Source organism: Arthrobacter sp. CAN_A1, assembly GCF_015751665.1.
In the GTDB taxonomy this organism is placed as follows: domain Bacteria; phylum Actinomycetota; class Actinomycetes; order Actinomycetales; family Micrococcaceae; genus Arthrobacter_D.
The window spans coordinates 63164-83526 of the sequence record NZ_JADOUR010000002.1 but is presented as its reverse complement, the minus strand read 5'-3'; the positions used below and the strand labels follow the sequence as shown (position 1 = coordinate 83526).

17 protein-coding genes and 2 pseudogenes are annotated in these 20363 nt (G+C 65.7%); 12 read left to right on the top strand and 7 right to left on the bottom strand.

From position 1 onward, the window contains the following. Positions 1–23: 23 nt before the first annotated feature. The 3 genes from IWX62_RS03175 to paaI are packed head-to-tail and all read right to left on the bottom strand — an operon-like array spanning position 24 to position 2460. Positions 24–632, bottom strand: a complete 609-nt coding sequence (locus IWX62_RS03175) for a TetR/AcrR family transcriptional regulator (RefSeq protein WP_196839937.1) — start codon at positions 630–632, stop codon at positions 24–26. Then, entirely contained in the window at positions 632–1969 is a 1338-nt protein-coding gene (gene paaK, locus IWX62_RS03170; RefSeq protein WP_196839936.1) for a phenylacetate--CoA ligase PaaK, read from the bottom strand. Before paaK ends, IWX62_RS03175 begins: the two co-directional genes overlap by 1 nt. Then, positions 1966–2460 (bottom strand): hydroxyphenylacetyl-CoA thioesterase PaaI, encoded by a 495-nt coding sequence (gene paaI / locus IWX62_RS03165; RefSeq protein ID WP_196839935.1) that lies wholly within the window; start codon positions 2458–2460, stop codon positions 1966–1968. Before paaI ends, paaK begins: the two co-directional genes overlap by 4 nt. 338 nt (positions 2461–2798) lie before the next feature. Between paaI and IWX62_RS03160 the strand changes: the two genes are divergently transcribed. From IWX62_RS03160 to IWX62_RS03140, 5 genes and pseudogenes are all read left to right on the top strand, one after another. After that, positions 2799–4091: an ABC transporter substrate-binding protein gene (locus IWX62_RS03160; RefSeq protein ID WP_196839934.1), complete on the top strand. Its 1293-nt coding sequence runs from the start codon at positions 2799–2801 to the stop codon at positions 4089–4091. Between the two features lie 4 nt (positions 4092–4095). Next, positions 4096–5082: a carbohydrate ABC transporter permease gene (locus tag IWX62_RS03155; RefSeq protein ID WP_196839933.1), complete on the top strand. Its 987-nt coding sequence runs from the start codon at positions 4096–4098 to the stop codon at positions 5080–5082. Beyond that, positions 5079–5993: a carbohydrate ABC transporter permease gene (locus IWX62_RS03150; protein ID WP_196839932.1), complete on the top strand. Its 915-nt coding sequence runs from the start codon at positions 5079–5081 to the stop codon at positions 5991–5993. The genes IWX62_RS03155 and IWX62_RS03150 overlap by 4 nt, the downstream gene beginning before the upstream one ends. After that, positions 5990–7484: pseudogene (locus IWX62_RS03145) on the top strand (GH1 family beta-glucosidase). Before IWX62_RS03150 ends, IWX62_RS03145 begins: the two are co-directional and overlap by 4 nt. 39 nt (positions 7485–7523) lie before the next feature. Continuing rightward, the gene (locus IWX62_RS03140) at positions 7524–8609 is read left to right on the top strand and encodes a LacI family DNA-binding transcriptional regulator (RefSeq protein WP_196839931.1); all 1086 of its coding nucleotides are present in this window, start codon (positions 7524–7526) and stop codon (positions 8607–8609) included. Here IWX62_RS03140 and IWX62_RS03135 read toward each other — a convergent pair. From IWX62_RS03135 to IWX62_RS03125, 3 genes are all read right to left on the bottom strand, one after another. Further along, the gene (locus IWX62_RS03135; RefSeq protein ID WP_196839930.1) at positions 8546–10726 is read right to left on the bottom strand and encodes a S9 family peptidase; all 2181 of its coding nucleotides are present in this window, start codon (positions 10724–10726) and stop codon (positions 8546–8548) included. The genes IWX62_RS03140 and IWX62_RS03135 overlap by 64 nt on opposite strands. Before the next feature lie 152 nt (positions 10727–10878). After that, positions 10879–11472, bottom strand: a complete 594-nt coding sequence (locus tag IWX62_RS03130) for a hypothetical protein (protein WP_196839929.1) — start codon at positions 11470–11472, stop codon at positions 10879–10881. After that, entirely contained in the window at positions 11465–11776 is a 312-nt protein-coding gene (locus IWX62_RS03125) for a PadR family transcriptional regulator (RefSeq protein ID WP_196840137.1), read from the bottom strand. Before IWX62_RS03125 ends, IWX62_RS03130 begins: the two co-directional genes overlap by 8 nt. 200 nt (positions 11777–11976) lie before the next feature. Between IWX62_RS03125 and paaA the strand changes: the two genes are divergently transcribed. From paaA to IWX62_RS03090, 7 genes and pseudogenes are all read left to right on the top strand, one after another. Next, a complete protein-coding gene (gene paaA / locus IWX62_RS03120; protein ID WP_196839928.1) occupies positions 11977–12969 on the top strand; it encodes a 1,2-phenylacetyl-CoA epoxidase subunit PaaA in 993 nt (330 codons plus the stop codon). Next, a complete protein-coding gene (gene paaB / locus IWX62_RS03115) occupies positions 12970–13317 on the top strand; it encodes a 1,2-phenylacetyl-CoA epoxidase subunit PaaB (RefSeq protein WP_196839927.1) in 348 nt (115 codons plus the stop codon). Further along, the gene (gene paaC, locus IWX62_RS03110) at positions 13314–14138 is read left to right on the top strand and encodes a 1,2-phenylacetyl-CoA epoxidase subunit PaaC (RefSeq protein ID WP_196839926.1); all 825 of its coding nucleotides are present in this window, start codon (positions 13314–13316) and stop codon (positions 14136–14138) included. Before paaB ends, paaC begins: the two co-directional genes overlap by 4 nt. Positions 14139–14151: 13 nt before the next feature. After that, entirely contained in the window at positions 14152–14685 is a 534-nt protein-coding gene (gene paaD / locus IWX62_RS03105) for a 1,2-phenylacetyl-CoA epoxidase subunit PaaD (protein WP_196839925.1), read from the top strand. Next, positions 14686–15858: a 1,2-phenylacetyl-CoA epoxidase subunit PaaE gene (gene paaE, locus IWX62_RS03100; protein ID WP_196839924.1), complete on the top strand. Its 1173-nt coding sequence runs from the start codon at positions 14686–14688 to the stop codon at positions 15856–15858. It abuts the gene before it with no gap. Positions 15859–15968: 110 nt separating this feature from the next. After that, positions 15969–16762 (top strand): annotated as a pseudogene (locus tag IWX62_RS03095) (DUF4397 domain-containing protein); the annotation flags it as partial. 291 nt (positions 16763–17053) lie between these two features. After that, positions 17054–17833 (top strand): enoyl-CoA hydratase/isomerase family protein, encoded by a 780-nt coding sequence (locus IWX62_RS03090; protein WP_196839923.1) that lies wholly within the window; start codon positions 17054–17056, stop codon positions 17831–17833. On the opposite strand, the gene IWX62_RS03085 is transcribed toward IWX62_RS03090, so the two are convergent. After that, entirely contained in the window at positions 17823–20360 is a 2538-nt protein-coding gene (locus IWX62_RS03085; protein ID WP_196839922.1) for a sensor domain-containing protein, read from the bottom strand. The genes IWX62_RS03090 and IWX62_RS03085 overlap by 11 nt on opposite strands. Positions 20361–20363: the final 3 nt, after the last annotated feature.

Sequence of the window (20363 nt, the reverse complement as noted above, 5' to 3'; positions counted from 1 at the left end):
CGCCACCCCACTCGGTGGGGAGGCTAGGTGCTGTGGAGCCCGTCGAAGAGCATGCTGATGACGTCGTCGGCCAGTCGCTCGGGAGACACAGCGCCGCTGGGTTTGTACCACTCGACGATCGAGTTGATCGTCCCGAACAGCAAACGGGTGGTGGTCCGCGGGTCGAGGTCGGAGCGTAGGGAGCCCTCGGTCCGGGCGGCATCGACCAGGGCGGCCACCTGATGGTCGAAGGTGCGACGGCGCTCCAGGGCGCCGCGCTCCACCTCGGTGTTGCCCCGCAGCCGCAGCAGCAGCGTCACGAAGGGGAGGCGCTCGATCAGGACCGCGATCGTCCCCCGGAGGACAAACTCCAACCGGGCGTCAGCTTTGCCCGAGGTGGCGGCGGGAGCGGTCAGCACGGCCTCCAGCCCGCCCAGCGCATGATCCAGGGCCAGACGAAGCAGGTCCCCTTTGGATGGCACATGGTGGTAGATGGCTGATTTGCTGATCCCCAGGTTCTCGGCGAGGACCCCCATCGAAGTGGCCTCATAACCGTGCCGGTTGAACACGTCGACGGCGATCGTGAGGACAGCCTGCTGGTCGTAGCCGGGCCGGCCGCGTCGGTTGGCCGCCTGCGGGGGAGCGATGCCCATCAGGCGCCAGCCTTGGGCCGCAGGTCGTAGATCCGCCGGAGCTTGCCGCTGGACCGGGCCAGCGACCCGGGCTCGGCCACGGTCACGGCGCAGCTGGAGCCGATATGGATCTTGATCTGTTCGCTCAGCTGGCTGGCCGCGGTTTCGGCATCGTGCGCCGAAACCCCATCCCGAGGTTCAATCTTGACAGTCATCGCATCCATCCGCTGGCCCTCCGGCCGGGTGAGCTCGAGCTGGAAATGCGGGCTGAGCGCCGGGATGCGCAGGGCGATCTCCTCGATCTGGGTGGGGAACAGGTTCACGCCGCGGAGGATGATCATGTCGTCGCTGCGCCCGGTGATGCGGCCCATCCGGCGCATCCCAGGTCGGGCGGTGCCGGGTAGCAGCCTGGTCAGGTCGTGGGTCCGGTACCTGATGATGGGGAGTGCCTCTTTGGTGAGGGAGGTGAAGACGAGTTCGCCGTGTTCGCCGTCGTCGAGCACCTTGTCGGTGAACGGATCGATGATCTCTGGGCGGAAGTGGTCCTCCCAGATGTGGGAGCCGTCTTTGCTCTCGACGCATTCACCCGCGACCCCCGGGCCCATCACCTCGGACAAGCCGTAAATGTCGCAGGCGTCAAACCCCATCCGGTTCTCCAGTTCGTGGCGCATCTCCTCGGTCCACGGTTCGGCGCCAAGGACAGCAGTCTTCAGCGATGTGCTGGCGGGGTCGATGCCCGCCGCCGCCATCGCGTCCAGGATGGTGAGCAGATAGGTGGGGGTGGCCAGGATGGCATCGGGTTCAAAGTCCCTGATGAGCTGGACCTGGCGTTCGGTCTGCCCACCCGAGATAGGGATCACCGTGCAGCCGAGCTTCTCTGCACCAAAATGGGCGCCCAGACCGCCAGTGAACAGGCCGTAGCCGTACGCGTTGTGTACCTTGTCGCCCTTCTTGACACCCGATGCCCTGAGCGACCGGGCCACCAGGGTGGCCCAGCGGTCCAGGTCTCCGGCGGTGTAGCCCACCACCGTCGGACGCCCGGTGGTGCCCGATGAGGCGTGGATCCGCGCCACCCGATCCTGCGGGACGGCGAACATCCCGAACGGGTAGGTACGTCGCAGGTCCTCCTTAGTGGTGTAGGGGAACACCGCCAGGTCACTGAGTTCCTTCAGATCGGACGGGTGTACTCCCGCGGTGTCGAATTTCTCCCGGTAGAGCTGGACGTTGTCATAGGCGTACTGGACGGTGTGCTGGAGCCGCGCGAGTTGCAGCTCCTCGATCTGGTCCCTGCCCATCAGCTCCTCCGCGTCGAGAGTTGAGGGATCGGCAGCGCTGGCCTTGAGTGCCGTACTGGTCATGTGAGGCTCTTTTCTGTCCTGGTGCCGGTGGAGCTGTCGGAGGTTGCGTTGTTGGGCATGATGCGTTGCGGATTCGGGATGGTGCGGGACCGCCCACGGAACTCGGCAATCGCACGCGTGCCCTCGCTGTTCTCGGCGGTCACCGAAATGTCGTAGAGACCGCTGCGCCCCGCCGACGCGCGGCGGGTGGCGGTGGCAGTCAGTCGGTCTCCGGGCTGCGCGGATGCGAGGAAGGTGACGTCTGCGCCCGAGGCCACCGTGACGGTTTCGGTCTCACCGACCGGGTTGCAGGCCAGGGCGAACGCCGAGTCGGCGAACGCAAACACCATCCCGCCGTGAGCTATCCCGAACCCGTTCAGCATTTCGTGGCGGAGGGTCATGGTGATCACCGCGTAACCGTCGTCGAGGGCAACGACGTCGATCCCGAGCCAGCGCGAGGCGTGGTCCCGTTCGAGAATCGGATGCGTGGGTTGGACGCCGGTGTCCGCCATTGAAGCCTCACTTAGGGATCGCTGATAGGTGATTCATTTTAGTGACCGAATGTTCATTCAGATAATCCCGCAGGCGGGACGGTGTCAAGAGATGACGCACTGGCGGACCGGTCGACGGCGCGCCCGGGTGGTTCAATGGGTTCAGGCGCTCGTAACGATTTGATAACGGCGTGTTCGGGTACCCGCTTCTGACTAGGAGCTTCGGGATGAAGTGATCTCGAAAGAAAGCCGTGGAAGCGCTCCCACTTAACATGAGACGCAGGTCACTCAAAAATGATTCCAGAGCGTGAGAGCGCTCCCATGACGATTCAGGTCATCACCCGACAAAGGAGTCACCCGTGCACAATCGAGCCAAATTTACCGCGCTGTCAGCGAGCGCAGCCTGCCTGGCCCTTGCCCTGTCAGCCTGCGGAACCGGTTCCACCCCGGGAGGCGACATCGACGGCGCCACCGGCGAATCAGACGTCACCCTCACCGTGGCGACCTTCAACGAGTTCGGATATGAAGACCTCTTCACCGAATACGAAGAACTCAACGACAACGTGACCATCGAACACAAAAAAGCGGCCACCTCCAACGAGGCCCGCGACAACCTCACCACCCGGCTGGCCGCTGGATCTGGACTCTCCGACATCGAAGCGATCGAGGTTGACTGGCTGGCGGAGCTGATGGAATTCCCCGACCAGTTCGCTGACCTCGCCGACCCTGCGGTCGAAGGCCGCTGGCTGGACTGGAAGACCGAGGCCGCCACCACCCCGGATGGCAAGCTGATCGGCTACGGCACCGATGTGGGCCCCCAGGGTGTCTGCTACCGGGCCGACCTCTTTGAGGAAGCTGGCCTGCCCACCGACCGGGACGAAGTCGCTGCGCTACTGGGCGGCACCTGGGAGAGCTACTTTGAGGCCGGCCGGGACTTCGTCGCCGCCAGCGACGGAGTCGCCTGGTTCGATTCAGCCGGAGCCACCTACCAGGGCATGATCAACCAGGTCGAGAATGCCTACGAGAATGAGGACGGCACGGTCATCGCCGCCGATAACGCCGAGGTCAAGGAAATCTACGAGACCGTGGTCGCTGCCTCGGTGGATGACAACCTCTCCGCCCATCTGGGCCAGTGGAGCGAAGACTGGACGGCGGGCTTCCAGTCGGACGCGTTTGCCACCATGCTGTGCCCGGGCTGGATGCTCGGTGTCATTGAGGGCAACGCCGAAGGCGTCGAAGGCTGGGACATTGCCAATGTCTTCCCCGGCGGTGGCGGCAACTGGGGCGGGTCCTACCTGACGGTCCCCGTGCAGGGCGAAAACCAGGCCGAAGCCAAGAAGCTCGCTGACTGGCTCACCGCACCCGAACAGCAGATCAAGGCATTCAACGCGAAAGGTACCTTCCCCAGCCAGGTCGACGCACTGGAAAGCACCGACCTGCTCGGCGCGACCAACGAGTTCTTCAATGGGGCACCGACCGGTGAAATCCTCGCCGAACGGGCGCTGGCCGTGGATATCACCCCGTTCAAGGGACCGAAGTATTTCCCCATCAACGATGCGATGCAGCAAGCCCTGACGCGTGTTGACGTCGACCAGACCGACGACGTCGCATCCTCCTGGGAGAAGTTCGTCACCGCGGTCAACGCGCTCTGACACCATGGCCGTCACCGACCGGGCGCTGAAACCAGCCCCACCCCGGCGCCCGCCGTCGTCGTCCAGGAAGGTCCGTCGGATTACTTTCTCCCACCGGCTTTCCCACTGGGATGTGAAGTTCTCCCCGTACCTCTACATCTCGCCGTTCTTCCTCCTGTTCGCCATCACTGGCCTGTTCCCCCTGGGATACACGGCCTGGGTTTCAATCCACAACTGGAACCTGATCGGCGGACAGGGGGAGTTCGCCGGACTGGAGAACTACACGTTCATCCTGTCCCAGCCGTTCTTCTGGAACGCTGTGGGCAACACGTTCAGCATCTTCCTGCTTTCCTCCGTGCCTCAGGTGGTGGCGGCAATCGTCATCGCCGCGTTCCTCGACGCGAACCTGCGGGCGAAAACCTTCTGGCGGATGGGGGTGCTCGTCCCGTTCGTCGTCGCACCGGTGGCCGTGGGCCTGATCTTCAACAACCTGTTCGCCGACCAGTTCGGGTTGGTCAACGAGATTCTCCGGTCCCTCGGATTTGAGGGAGTGCGGTGGCATTCCGATCCGACAGCCAGCCACGTGGCCATCGCCACCATGGTGAACTTCCGTTGGATCGGCTACAACACGCTGATCTTCCTGGCAGCCATGCAGGCCATCCCCCGGGATGTCTACGAGTCGGCGGCCATCGACGGGGCGGGCCGGCTCCGCCAGTTCTTCTCCCTCACCGTGCCGATGCTGCGTCCCACGATGATCTTCGTGGTGATCACCTCGACCATCGGCGGGCTCCAGATCTTCGACGAGCCGCGGGTGTTCGATCAGTACGGGTTGGGTGGGGCCGACCGGCAATGGCAGACCCTCACTATGTACATCTGGGAACTCGGGTGGGGCCAACGCAACTTCGGGCGAGCCTCGGCCGTCGCCTGGCTGTTGTTCCTGATCATCGTGTTGATCGCAGTCTTGAACTTCTTCATCACCCGGCGCATCGCCAACCAGGGAGGCACCAAGTGAGCTCCATCCCCTTGACCGCACAGACGGCAGGAAAAGGTGCGGCCCGCGCCGCCGCCCGCCGGGGCGACCGACGACGCCGGAAGGGTCCCGGCGGCACCGGGAGGCGTCCTGGGTTCCTCACCTACGGGTTCCTCGGTGCCGTCCTGCTCGGGTCGCTGTTTCCGCTCTACTGGTCCTACCTGGTCGGCAGCCACGACAGCACCGTGCTGTCCCGCGGTATCCCCCTGCTGCCGGGCGGGAACTTCCTGACCAATGCGGCGCAGGTGCTGGACAGCATTCCCTTCTGGACAGCGCTCGGAAACTCGTTGCTCGTCTCCAGTGTGACGGCGTTCTCGGTGGTGTTCTTCTCCACCCTGGCCGGGTTCGCCTTCGCCAAGCTGAAGTTCAAAGGCAGCAAATGGCTGCTGGTGTTCGTGATCGCCACCATGGCGGTCCCCACCCAGCTCGGCGTGGTGCCCCTGTTCATCGTGATGTCCAGGTTCGGCTGGACCGGGTCACTCTGGGCGGTGATCATCCCCGCCCTCGTCACGGCGTTCGGCGTGTTCTGGATGACCCAGTACATCAGGGACGCCCTGCCTGATGAGCTGATCGAGGCGGTGCGGGTGGACGGCGCCTCAATGATCAGGGCGTTCTGGCATGTGGGGCTCCCAGCCGCACGGCCCGCCGCCGCAATGCTGGCCCTCTTCACTTTCATGGCCACTTGGACCAACTTCTTCTGGCCCTTCATCGTGCTCGATCCCAGTAACCCCACCCTCCCGGTAGCATTGCAGCTTCTGCAGGCAGCTCACTTCGTCGACTATTCTGTGGTTCTCGCGGGTGCAGTGCTTTCGACCATTCCCCTCCTGCTGGTTTTCGTTATCGCAGGACGCCAACTCGTTTCAGGAATCATGCAAGGAGCAGTCAAAGGATGACCACCACAGACATCACCTTCCCGGAAGGATTTCTCTGGGGCGCGGCCACAGCGGCCTACCAGATTGAAGGGGGGGGCGCACGAGGATGGCCGGCAGGATTCCATCTGGGACGTGTTCTCCAGGGAGCCCGGCGCGGTTGCCGACGGTCACAACGGCGACGTTGCCTGCGACCATTACCACCGCTCGGCCGAAGACGTGGCGCTGATGAAACAGCTCAACCTGCAGGCCTACCGGTTCTCCACCTCCTGGGCCAGGTGCATGCCGGACGGGGTGACGCCGAATATTGAGGGCATCAGGTTCTACTCCCGTCTGGTGGACCAGCTGGTCGCCGCTGGCATCAAGCCGTGGCTCACCCTCTACCACTGGGACCTGCCGCAGGCGCTGGAGGAGCAGGGCGGCTGGGCCAACCGCGAGACTGCTTACCGGTTCGCCGAGTACGCAGCGGTGATGCATGAGGCGCTCGGCGACCGGGTCCGCATCTGGACCACCCTCAATGAGCCGTGGTGTTCTGCCTTCCTCGGATACGCAGCGGGGATTCACGCGCCAGGCCGCCGGGAACCCCGCGCCGCTCTCGCAGCCGCTCACCACCTGCTCCTCGGCCATGGGCTCGCGGCGCAGGAGCTGCGCCGCCGTGACCCGGCCGCGCAACTGGGATTGACGCTGAATCTCACCGTCCCCGATCCCGTCGATCCGACCAGCGACGCCGACGTCGACGCTGCCCGCCGCATCGACGGCCAGTTCAACCGGATCTTCCTCGACCCGGTGTTCAGGGGCCAGTATCCCCAGGACGTGCTCGACGACGTCCGCCACCTGGGGCTGGAGGAGTTCATCCACGACGGCGATCTGGCGGTCATCTCCGAACCCCTCGACCTGCTGGGCGTGAACTATTACCACGGTGAGGCGGTGACGTCGTCGGCCACCCCTGCCGACGACGACGGCGGACATGCACCCCAGGGCCGACCTGTTGCTTCACCGTATGTTGCTGCCGACGGCGTCCGGTCGGCACCCCGGGGCCTCCCCGTCACCGGGATGGGCTGGGAGGTTCAGCCGGATGGGCTGCGCCGGCTCCTGGTCCGCGTTCACCAGGAGTACACCGGGCCGGCGGGGATCCCCGTGTACATCACCGAGAACGGTGCGGCCTACGACGACGCACCTGACGCGTCGGGGTTCGTCGACGATCAGGACCGGCTCGCCTACTTCGACAGTCACCTGCGGGCGGTCCGGGCAGCGATCGACGAGGGCGCCGACGTGCGCGGCTACCTCGCCTGGTCCTTCCTCGACAACTTCGAATGGGCATGGGGGTACCACCAGCGCTTCGGCCTGGTCCGGGTGGACTATGACACCCAGCAGCGCACCCCGAAGGCCAGCGCGCTCTGGTACGCCCGGGCTGCCGCAGCTAACGCACTGCCGGCGCCTGGCCAGCAGGCGGGACCGGACCCCGCCGTGGGGGTGGCGAACCCGGGGGACACCGCGCTGGCCTCCATCGGCTAGGGCCCGGCCGGCAGGCAATCGTGTCGTATTCTCTAGGTGATGGATGATCAGCAGCTACGGGCCGGGCGGCCCGGACTCGCGCACCCGCCGGGAGCGAAATACAGCCCCACCCTGGAGGACCTGGCGGCGACGGCCGGGGTGTCCCGGTCGACGGCGTCGCGCGCCATCAACGGGGGCAGCCGGGTGAGTCCGGAGGCCCAGGCGGCGGTGGACGCCGCCGTCATTGCCCTGGCCTATACGCCCAACCGTGCGGCACGGTCGCTGGTCACCCGGCGCACCTCGTCGATTGCCCTGGTGATCCCCGAACCGGACATGCGCGTCATGATGGACCCGTTCTTCGCGATGGTCATCACCGGCGTCACCGAGTCGCTGCGGGAAACCGATGTGCAGCTGGTCCTGCTGATGTCCCGGAGCGACGACGCGGCGCGGACGGTCCGCTATCTGCGGGGCGGGCACGTCGACGGCGCCATCGTGGTCTCCCACCACCAGGGGGACACCTGGGTGGGTCCGCTCGCCGACAGTGGGCTGCCCATCATCTTTATTGGCAGGCCCTGGCAGAGCGGGCACGGACTGACGTACGTCGATACCGACAACTATGGCGGCGGTACCCAGGCAGCGCAGCACCTGCTCGCCGCCGGTAGCCGGCGTCCGGCCACCATCGCCGGGCCTTCCGACATGACCGCCGCCGTCGACCGCCTCCGTGGCTGGCAGGACGGGTTGCTCGGCGCCGGAGCGGCGTCGAGCCCGGTCGAGTTCGCTGACTTCACCACGGTGGGTGGGGCCGAGGCGACCCGGCGGCTGCTCGACGACGCGCCCGGCACCGATGCGATCTTCGCCGCATCCGACCTGATGGCTGTCGGCGTGCTGGAGGTCCTCCGGTCCCGCGGGCTCCGGGTTCCCGACGACGTCGCGGTGGTGGGGTATGACAACCACACCATCTCAGCGCTGGCGTCGCCGGCCCTGTCCACCATCACCCAGCCCATGGTGGAGATGGCGACCAAGGCTGGCGCCATGCTGCTGGAGGAGATTGAGGCCCCCGGCACCCATCCCGACCCGGTGATCTACCCGGCTGAACTGGTGGTGCGGGGCTCCTCGGCGCCGAGAGCCGCAGCGACGAAAGCGTAGTCCCAGGCGACGTCCTTCCACCGCTCGTACCGGCCGCTGGCCCCGCCGTGGCCGCCGTCCATCTCGGTCTTCAAGACGATCGGCTCGCTGCCGGTGGTCGTGTCGCGCAGCTTGGCCACCCACTTCGCGGGTTCCACATACAGCACCCGGGTGTCGTTGAAGCTGGTCACCGCGGCAATCCGCGGGTACCGGGTGGCCTTGATGTTCTCGTACGGGGTGTACTCCTTCATATACCGGTACACCTCGGGGTCGGTGATCGGGTTGCCCCATTCCTCCCACTCCAAGGCTGACAGGGGCAGTTCGGGGTCAAGGATGGTGGTCAACGCGTCGACGAACGGTACCTGGGCCACCACCGCCCGGTACAGGTCGGGGGCGAGGTTGGTGATGGCACCCATCAGCAGCCCGCCGGCGGATCCGCCCATCGCGGCGATCCGGTGGGGGTCAACGTAGGGCGACGCCGCCACATGCCGGGTCGCGTCGACGAAATCGGTGAACGTGTTCTTCTTGTTGAGTTTCTTGCCGCCCTCGTACCAGGTGCGGCCCATTTCGCCGCCCCCGCGGATGTGCGCCACCACGAAGACCACACCCCGGTCCAGCAACGACAGCCGTGCGATCGAGAAGCCAGGATCCATGCTGATCTCGTAGCTGCCGTAGGCGTAGACCAGCGCCGGGTTGCTGCCATTCGCAGGAAGGTCGGCTCGCCGCAGCACCGAGAGCGGCACCAGGGTACCGTCGGTGGCCGTGGCCCATTGCCGCTCGGCCGTGTAATCCTCGGAACGGTAACCGCCGCGCACCTCGGTTTCCTTGCGCAGCAGCAGGTGCCCGGTGTCGAGGACATAGTCGTAGACACGTGGGGGAGTGAAGAAGGACGTGTAGGAGAGCCTGATGATCGGCGACTCGAACTCGGCGTCGGCAAGGTTGCAGGTGAACAGCTCCTCATCGAACGCGGGTTCCCCGGGGGCGGGCTGGCCTGCCGTACCGAGCCCGGCGAGCGGGAGCACCTGAACGCGTTCGATGGTGTCCTTGCGGACCGAGACGACCAGATGGGTGGAGGTGACGGCGACGCCGCCCACCCGCACGGCGTCGTCGTGGGCCACCACGGTGTTCCACCGCTGGTCGGTGAGAGGTTTGCTGAACTCGGACTCAGCGGCGAGGCTGACCATCGAGTTCTTGGCGTTCCGGTTGTGGGTCAGGACGTAGTGGCGCTCGCCGTCGATCGTCACGGGGTCGGCCTCGTAGAGGACCTTTTCGCTGCGCGGAATCAGGGTCAGCAGGCCGGCGGACTGGTTGGCCAGATCGAGCACGCGGTACTCGCTGTATTCGGAGCAGCCGATGCCGATCAGCAGTTGTGACCGGTCGGCTGACAGGTCGAAACCCGTCCACATGGCGACGTCGTCCTCCTGGTACACCACGGCGTCCTGCCCCACCGGGGTGCCGAGGGTGTGGGACCTGACCTGGTAGGGACGCCACGAATCATCAACCACGGTGTAGAACACCTGGGTGCCGTCGGGGGAGAAGGCCAGCCCGTAGAAAATGTTCGGCACCACGTCGGGGAGTAGGCTGCCGGTGCGAAGATCCTTGATCCGCAGGGTGAAGCGCTCATCGCCGGCGTTGTCTTCGCAGTAGGCGAGCAGGTTCCCGTCCTCGGTGACCGCCAGGCCCCCGAGGGAGAAGAACGGCTTGCCTTCGGCCTCAGCATTGCCGTCCAGCATCACCTGTTCGCCCTCGATGGGCTTGCCGGGGACAATCTCCGGCGGCGTCCAGTCGCTGGCGAGGTCACCGGTGTCAGTGGCGGCTACCCGGCAGTTGATGGCGTACTGCATTCCCTCTTCGGTGCGGGCGTAGTACCACCAGCCCTTTTTGCGGGAGGGGACCGACAGATCGGTTTCCTGCGTCCGGTTCTTGATCTCGGTGAAAATGTCCTGCCGAAGCTGTTCCTGGTCCGCTGTCACGGCGTCGGTGTACGCGTTCTCGGCCGTGAGGTGGGCGACCACCTCGGGGCTCTCCTTTTCCCGCAGCCACTCGTACTCATCCACGAAGGTGTCCGAGTGGTGGGTGCGTTCCGTCGGGACCTTCTTGGCGACGGGCGGGGCGGGGAAGTGCGTCTCTGCAGTCATGGAAACCATCCTGCCAGAGAGTCGGGCGTGCAGGTTTGCCCAGGTTGTCCGGTCCGCACCGCGTGGCGGGCTGCGGCACACCGGTTGTGGGTCGACGACGGCGGCAGTACCTTCGCAGACCTGCGCGCCCTGGGCAGGTATTTGGCCGGCCCTCAGGCGGTGTGGACCGCCGGATCGATGACCGGATCCGCGCTCTTGACCGATTGCCAGATGAACCCGGCCACCACCACGGCTGCCACGGCTGCCACCGGGATGGCTGGAAGGCGAAGGAGGACCAGGTCCGGGGTCAAGCCGATCACCGCGGCATAGGCCAGGGCGATTCCCATTCCCAGCAGGCCGCTGTGCCACACTGCCCACGACCTGACGATCGATTCCAGGTTCACTGCAATCACTACCAGGGCTGTGATAGCGAGGAGGATCAGGGCGAGGAGCAGAGCTGTCACAGCGACGGCGGTCCCGGTGACTATCGCAGTGACCGCAAACGGCAGAACGGTCATCGCTGCGACGGCGAGAGCCCTGCCGATCCAGGCTCCCGGACCGGCGGGCCGCCCCCGGGGCAGGTCGAGGTTGTCCGCATAGTCGCCGGGTAGGCCGAAGGCGTCGAGGGGCCGTTCACCGGTGTCCTCAAGATGGGTTTCGACGGTGGACACGGCGTCGCCGATGAGATGCCCGGGCACGTCCCTGAACCGTAGCTCCAGCGTGAAGTCTTCAAGCCACTTCCGCCGCTCAATGCCGGTGTCATTCATGGGGGTCTCCGTTCAGATGGATCAGGGTCTGGGTAGTGAAGGCGCGCCAGTCAGCAGATTGCTGGACCAGTTCCGCGCGTCCGGCGTCGGTGAGGGAGAAGAACTTGCGGCCGGGCCCGCCGTCGCCCGCCCTCCACTCGGTGGTAACCAGGTCAGCCGACTCCAACCGGGTCAGCAGCGGATACAACGTGCCGCCCTTGATGGAGCCAAGTCCCGCCTCCTCAAGCGCTGTGGCGATCGCGTAACCGTAGGTCGGCCCAGCCTCAAGGACCTTGAGGACGCTCATGCCCAGCGCGCCGCGCATCCATTCGCTGGGCCATTGCCTCTTAGGCAGGTGCTTGTCATCCACAACTAGATAGTGGCACTAACTAGTCAGTCTGTCTACCTAGCTAGAGAGTGGCTGTTGACGGTCCGGCCACCGCCCCGATATCCTGAACGAACGGTCGGTAATTAATCTGCGACCGACTTCAACGCACTTTTGACGCTCACAGTGAGGTGACCACCATGGCAACAGCACCAGCGGTTGACCAGACGCCGTCCGAAACGCCCGACGAGCAGGCCGGACGGGAGCAGTTTGAGCGGCTCATCAGCGAGGACTCCCGGATCGAGCCCCGCGACTGGATGCCGGATGCCTACCGGAAAACCCTTGCCCGGCAGATCTCCCAGCACGCCCACTCTGAGATCATCGGCATGCAGCCCGAGGCCAACTGGATCTCCCGTGCACCCTCACTGAAGCGCAAAGCCATCCTCATGGCCAAAGTCCAGGATGAGGCGGGCCACGGCCTTTACCTCTACTCGGCGGCCGAAACCCTCGGCACTCCCCGCGACAAGATGACCGAAGACCTGATCGCCGGCAAGGCCCGGTATTCCAGCATCTTCAACTATCCTGCAGTGACCTGGGCCGACATGGGCGCCATCGGGTGGCTGGTCGACGGCGCCGCGATCGCCAACCAGGTGCCCCTGTGCCGGGCCTCCTACGGGCCGTACGGCCGGGCCATGGTGCGGATCTGCAAGGAAGAATCCTTCCATCAGCGCCAGGGCTTCGAGATTCTGCTGGAACTCGCCAACGGCACGCCGGCCCAGAAGGAGATGGCGCAGGACGCCGTCAACCGCTGGTACGCCCCCTCGCTGATGATGTTCGGCCCGCCCGACGACGATTCGCCCAACTCGAAGCAGTCCATGGCTTGGAACATCAAGCGGTTTTCCAACGATGAACTGCGGTCGCGCTTTGTCGGCATGATGGTGGAGCAGGTCAAGGTGCTCGGCTTGACCCTTCCGGATGATCAGATCCGGTTCAATGACGACACCCAGCAGTGGGAGCACGCACCGCTGGATTGGGATGAGTTCAAGGAAGTCCTCGCCGGCCGGGGGCCCTGCAACGCCCAGCGGATGGAACGCCGTCGTGAAGCCCACGAAGATGGTGCCTGGGTGCGCGAAGCAGCGGCAGCCTACGCCGACAAGCGGGCCGCAGCAGCAGCACAGCAGAAGGCGGCCTAGATGACCGGCGGTTCGACGACGGGTGACGACGGCTCCACGGCGCCGGCACCAGCGGTTCCCGAGAAACGTCAGCCCTGGCCGCTGTGGGAGGTGTTCGTCAGGTCCTCCCGCGGGCTGTCCCACGTCCACGCCGGGTCGCTGCACGCGCCCGACGCCGAGATGGCAGTCCGGAACGCCCGGGACCTGTATACCCGGCGCAACGAGGGCGTCAGCCTGTGGGTGGTCCCGGCGTCGTCGATCATCACCAGCGATCCGGACGCCAAGGGACAGTTTTTTGAATCCCCGCAGGGCAAGGACTACCGGCACGCCACGTATTACACGAAGAGCGATGGGGTGAAGCACCTGTGAGCGAATCCAACGCCAGCGCCACCCGCATCACCCCGGGCAACGCCCTGCGCCCCGAGGATATTGCGGCGTCGGACCTTAAGCCGAGCGCCGACGTCGCCGAGTACGCGCTACGCCTGGGCGACGACTCCTTGATTCTGGCCCAGCGGCTGGGTTGGTGGATCTCGCGGGCACCTGAGCTGGAAGAGGATGTGGCCCTCGGCAACATTGCCCTGGACCTGATCGGCCACGCGCGCTCGTTCCTCAGCTACGCCGGCCACGGCCTGGACAAAACCGAGGACGATCTCGCCTACTTCCGCCGCGAACCCGAGTTCCGCTGCGCCCACCTTTTCGTTCAACCCAACGGAGACTTCGCGCGCACCATCGCCCGCCAGCTGGTGGTCTCGCACTACCAGTTCGAGCTGTACTCCCGGCTGATGCATTCCACCGATCCGACGCTCGCGGCCATCGCTGCGAAGGCCGTCAAGGAAGTCGATTACCACCGCGACCACAGCAGCCAGTGGGTGCTGCGTCTCGCCCTCGGCACCGATGAGTCCCGCCGCAGGATGATTGCCGGCCTGAAGCTGACCTGGCCCTATGTGGAGGAACTGTTCATCGACGACCAGCTCTTCGATACGCTGGGCGACGCCGCCGTCCGCCCGAGCACTCTCAGGGCTCCCTTCGACGCGATCATCGCCACCCTCTTTACCGAGGCCGACCTGGAGGTGCCCGCCGTCCCAGGCGCCGTGGGCGGCGGCCGCACCGGACGGCACAGCGAACATCTGGGCTACCTGCTGGCCGAGATGCAGGTGCTCGCCCGCGAGCATCCCGGCGCCACCTGGTAGGCGAGGTGCAGTCATGAGCATTGACACATCCGGCACAGCCAGCACCAATACCGCGCACCGCTCCGCCGACGCCGAAACCGCGAGGATCTGGGACATCGCCGCCACCGTGGTGGACCCCGAAATTCCCGTCCTCACCATCGAGGACCTCGGGATTTTGCGGGAGGCCCGGGTCGACGACGGCGCCGTCACCGTGACCATCACCCCCACCTATTCGGGGTGCCCGGCCATGGACGCCATCCGGGACGACGTGACCAGTGCCCTCGCGGCCCACGGCTACACGGGCGTCATAGTCCGCCTCACTCTCGCCCCGGCCTGGACCACCGACTGGATGACCAGTGCCGGCAAGGCGAAACTGGACGAGTACGGCATCGCCCCACCCACAGGGCTCGCCGCGGCGGGCCCTGTCCGGGTGGGGCTCAGCGTGAAATGCCCCCAGTGTTCCTCCCTCAATACCCGCGAACTCACCCGCTTCGGTTCCACCTCGTGCAAGGCGCTCTACGTCTGCCAGGACTGCAAGGAACCCTTCGACTACTTCAAGGTGCTTTAGATGGCAGTCAAGCTCGCCCCGTCCACCCAGCGCCGCACGGCCTTCAACGAGCTCACCGTTGCCGAGGTCCGGCGGCTCACCGGTGACGCCGTCGAGGTCACCTTCGCCGTGCCCGATCACCTGGCCGGCAAGTACAACTACCTGCCCGGCCAGTACGTTGCGCTGCGCACCACGCTCGACGTCGACGGCCAGCCCGTCGAAGTCCGTCGCAGCTACTCCATCTGCGCTGAGCCGCGGCCCGGCGAAATCCGGGTGGCCATCAAGAAGGATCTTGGCGGCGTGTTCTCCAGCTGGGCGAACGAGTTCCTCAAAGCTGGCGACCGGCTCGACGTGATGAGCCCGATGGGCCAGTTCATCTCCAAACACGAGATGAACGAACTCAACCGGCCCGAGCACCTGCAGGAAAACCTCACCGTCGCCGGGGAGGCCACGTTCGTCGCCGTGGCAGCAGGGTCAGGGATCACCCCGGTGATCGCCATCGCCCGCACCGTGCTCGCCGCCAGCGACAACGTGCGCTTCGACCTGATCTACGCCAACAAGGCCGCCATGGACGTGATGTTCCTCGAGGAACTCGCCGACCTGAAGGACCGCTATCCCGCCCGGTTCGCCCTGCACCACGTGCTGTCCCGCGAGCAGCGGATTTCCCCGTTGCTGAGCGGCCGGATCGATGCGGACAAGCTGCAGAAACTGCTGGGCACCGTGATCCGGACCGACGACGTCGACGAATGGTTCCTCTGCGGTCCGTTCGAACTCGTCCAGCTCTGCCGGGACACCCTGGGGGAGCGCGGCGTCGCCCCCGAAAAGATCCGGTTTGAGCTCTTCTCAACCGGCGAACCCACCCGCCCCGAAGGTCAGATCGGCCGTCCAGTCCGTGCCGACGACGACGGCGAAAATTTCACCATCTCGTTCAACCTCGATGGGCTGCAGGGCAAGGTATCCAGTCCCACCCACGCGAGGGAATCCATTCTCAACGCGGCACTGCGGGTCCGGCCGGACGTCCCGTTTGCCTGTGCTGGCGGTGTCTGCGGGACGTGCCGCGCGAAGCTGGTTACCGGCACCGTCGAAATGGAAGAAAACTACGCCCTGGAGCCCGACGAAATAGCCAGAGGCTACGTTCTCACCTGCCAGTCCCGGCCTACCAGCGAGAGGGTGTCGGTGGACTACGACGCCTGAGTCTCTCTCAAGAAAAACTCCTCCGGCTGCATCCAACTGCCCTCCCTCAGCGGTAGTACCCGGTGTAAGCATTAGTTGGAGGCCCACTGGGCCCGAGTGAGGAGCAAAAAATGCGAAAGAGTATTTACGCAGTAGGTGCAGTCGCCGTGCTGGGCGCTGCCTCCGTTGCCGCCCCGGCGGTTGCCACCGAGACCGCCGACACGGCCTCATTGTCGGTCCTGCACGCGGTCCCCGACCTGACGGTCGATGTCTACGTCAATGGTGACCTGACCCTCGACGACTTCACCCCCGGTGAACTTGCCGGACCCCTGGAACTTCCTGCAGCGACTACGAGCTGGCCGTGACGGCGTCTGATGCTGCCGACGCCAGCGCACCTGTCATCGGTCCTGTCGCTGTCACCCTGGCTGCGGGTGGAAACTACACGGCCACGGCGAACCTGGATGCCGACGGCGCCCCGACGGCGAACTTCTACACCAACGACACCTCGGCGGTGGATGCGGGACAGTCACGGCTGACCGTCCGGCACACTGCCGCCGCCCCGGCAGTGGACGTGCTGGCCGGAGACGCTGTGGTTGTGGAAAACCTCAGCAATCCGGACGAGGCAACCCTGACCACCGACGCCGGGACGATCGCGGCCTCAGTAGCCGCCACCGGAACCACCGACCCGGTGATTGGCCCAGCGGACCTGACCCTCGCCGAAGGCACGGCGACAATCGTGTACGCCTGGGGAAGCCTTGAGGACGGCAACCTCGCACTCGCCACCCAGGTGATCGAGGGGCTGCACTCCGATCCCGCCGCTGTACCCGGCGCACGGGCCGGTCCGGCCCAGGACAACACCGTCGCTCTGGAAGGCTTCACCGCCCGGGGGAGTGCAACAGTTCTGGCCGCTGGCGACGGCGCCCGTACCCTCGAAATCACTGTGACCAATGAACAGGCGCAGGGGTACCAGGAAGTGTGGTTGATTGCGCCGGACCTGGAGCAGATGTACAGCCTGGGCGTCATTGGGGGTGGCACCAGTTCGCTGGTGATCCCTGACGACGTCGACCTGGCGGCCTTTCCCATCGTGGATGTCTCCGACGAACCGCTCGATGGTGATCCGGTGCATTCCGGCGTCAGCGTCCTCAGGGGAACGCTGGACGCCGCAGCGGGTTAGGTCGGCGCTAGGCTGGGTGTAAATGACCGGAAGGCTCTGGCAATGATTGACCTGACTATCGAGAACAATGTCGCTGAGATTGTCCTCAACGCTCCAGCGAAACTGAACTCCCTCAATGAGGAAGCGCTCGGCGAGCTATCGAGCGCCTACGACGACGCTGCGGCGGCCGCGGCGAGCGGCGCCGTCCGCGCGCTGGTGCTCCGCGGTGAGGGCCGTGCGTTCTGCGCCGGCCGGGATATTTCCAACGTTCACCCCGAGACTGACGACGCCGTCGCCTACCTCGGCGGCCTCGTCACCCCCTTGCTGCGGAAGATGGCTGAGTTCCCGGCGCCCACCTTCGCCGCGGCGCACGGGGCATGCCTCGGCGTTGGGCTCGGCCTGCTCGTCGCCACCGATGTGGTCTACGTAGCGGAGAACGCCAAGCTCGGCTCTCCGTTTGCCAATCTGGGGGCCACCCTGGACTCGGGCGGACACTGGCTCTTCACCGAGCGGTTGGGTGCCCACCGCACCCTCGATTTGATCTACACGGCCGAGCTGATGACCGGGGCGGACGCCGTTGCCGCCGGGCTGTTCAGCCGGGTTATGCCCGCCGATGAGTTGCTGCAGCGCACCCGGGACACGGCGCAGCGGGTTGCCTCGGGAGCCACCGGTGCGTTCCGGGCCTCGAAGGCACTGGTGGCAGGGATCCGCGACCGGCGGATCGGCCTGTGGGAGTCGATCAGCGAGGAGAACACAGCCCAGGGCGAGCTATGCGGCAGTGATGACTACGCCGAGGGATTCGCAGCCTTCCAGGAAAAACGCACGCCGGTCTTCAGAGGCTGAACGTGGCCTCCCGCGGGTCGGCGGCGCTCAACGGCGGCGAGATCTCGCGGGGCAGGCCACTCTCGGTGGGCCGGCCCAGCAAATAGCCCTGGCCAAAGTCGCAACCCAGACCATGCAGCGACTGGGCCTGGCTTGTGGTCTCGATTCCCTCGGCGACCACCCTCAGTTTCAGGGCGTGGGCCAGCCCGATGACCGCGTTGACGACGGCGAAGCTCTCCCGGCGGCGGGCGTTGTCATCGAGACCGGCGGTGAACGAGCCATCAATTTTCACGGTGTCCACGGGGAACTGGGCGAGGTAGGACAGCGACGAGTAGCCGGTGCCGAAGTCGTCGATCGCCAGATGTACTCCCGTAGCCCGCAACTGGGTGAGCGTGGTCCTGGCTCGGTCAAGATTGACCATCAGGACACTTTCGGTGATCTCCAGGCCCAACGCGCTGCCAGGGAGTTGGTGGGCGTCAAGGGCGCGCTGGACGGTGGCGGCAAAGTCGGGGCGCCGCAGTTCAAACGCTGACACGTTGACCCACACGACAGGACAGTCGACGCCCGTGGCGCGTCGTCTGCCGACCTCGCGCAGGGCCTCCTCCAGCACCCAGGCGCCGAGGTCGATGATCAGTCCGGTTTCCTCGGCCAGATCGATGAACTCGCCGGGCATCAGCAGCCCGCGGACCGGGTGCTGCCACCTGACCAGGGCCTCCAGGCCCACCACTTCGCCGTCGGCAAGGCTCATCTCGGGCTGGTAGTGCAGGCGAAGCTGCCCCTCCCGGATGCCCTGCATCAGTTCGCTCTCCAACTGGGCGCGGGTCTTGACCCGGTTGCATTGCCCCTTGTCGTACATGGAGGACCGGTTGCGGCCCTGTTCCTTGGCCGCGTACATGGCGTCGTCGGCATCGCGGAGCAGTTCGGAGGTGGTGGTGTGATCGGCGCCAGCGAGGGCGATGCCAATGGATGCGGAGACGAAGACCTCGTTCCCACCCACCAGGATGGGTGGTTTGAGCGCTGCGAGGATCCTGGCTGCCACAGCGGTGGCCTGCTCTTTGGTCGAGTCGAGGCACAGGACCACAAACTCGTCGCCGCTCAGCCGGGCCACCGTATCAGCGGGGAGCACCGCCGACTGGAGCCGTCGGGCCACCTCGGTGAGCACACCGTCGCCGGCCTGATGGCCGTACGTGTCATTGATGGCCTTGAACCGGTCCAGGTCGCAGAACAGGACGGCAACGGGAGTCCCCGTGTCCCGGGCGGCGTTGAGGGTCTGACCGAGACGATCCACCAGCAAAGCCCGGTTCGGGAGACCCGTCAGGGTGTCATGCAGTACCTGGTGCTGCAGCATCGCTTCGAAAGCCTTGCGGTCGGTGATGTCCTCGATGTGGTCGATCAGCATCCCCGGGCCGCCGTCGTCGTCGGGCACCATCGAGGAGGAGTGCAGGATGCCCACCACGGCGCCGTCGGCGTGAAGGAACCGGGTCTCGTGCCGCCGCCGGCCGGTAACCCCGCGCAGCAGCGACCGGCGCTGGCGCTCAGCGGGGTCCCGGTCATCGGGGTGCGTCAGCTCCTGCACCGACATGGTCAGGAGAGTCCGCTCGTCGCGGCCCAGCAGTTCGGTCAACGCCCGGTTGACCTGGATGAATTCCCCGGTAGGCGACGTCACCGCCATGCCGATCGGCGCGTCGTCGAAGGCGCTGCGGAAACGTTGGTTCGATTTTTCCAACTCGAGTTCGGTCAGCTTGAGGTCGGTGATGTCGCTGCACGCCAGCACCAGGGAACTGGCGGGGTCCGCGCCGGTTGCGTCGAGGTCGGCGATGCTGACCTCAAACCAGCGCCAGTCGCCGTCACCGTCGCGGAGGCGAAGTTCGGTAATGGAGCTGCGGCCCAGCCGGAGACCGGACGGGGCTGCCAGGAGATTGTGGGCGCTACGACTGTCGTCGGGGTGAACCAGGTCGAGGAAAGGGCCGCCGGTCAACGCCGAGGCCGATGTACCCAGCAGTTGCTCGGAGGTGGGGCTGACCGAGGTGACCTTTTGCTGGTGGTCGAGGATGACCAGCAGATCCGAGGTGTTGGCCAGCATGGTCTGCACGGCGATCTCGCGGTGCTTGCGGTGGGTGATGTCGCGCTGGATAGCGACCCAGTGGGTGAACCAGCCCCGCGCATTGGCCACGGGAGTGATGTTGATCTGGACCCAGAACTCCTGGCCGTCCTTGTGGACATTGAGCAGCTCCACCTCGACCGGCTCCCAGGCTTTGAGGGCGGCGCGCAGGCGGTCCAGCTCGGCTCGGTCCGTCTTTGGTGACTGCAGGATACGCGGGGTTTTGCCGACAATCTCATGAGGCTCGTACCCGGTCATCCGGGTGAAGGCCGGGTTGACGTAGATGACCTCAGGTCCACCGGAGGGGAGATCAAGGGGTTCTGCCCTGGTCACCAGGACCACGTCATTGGCGTTGACCACGATGGATTCGAACAGCGCTGCTGCCTTGGCATCGGGGATGCCAACAACTTTGCGTGCTTCAGTAGCCGGCTCACGGTGATCAATCATGCT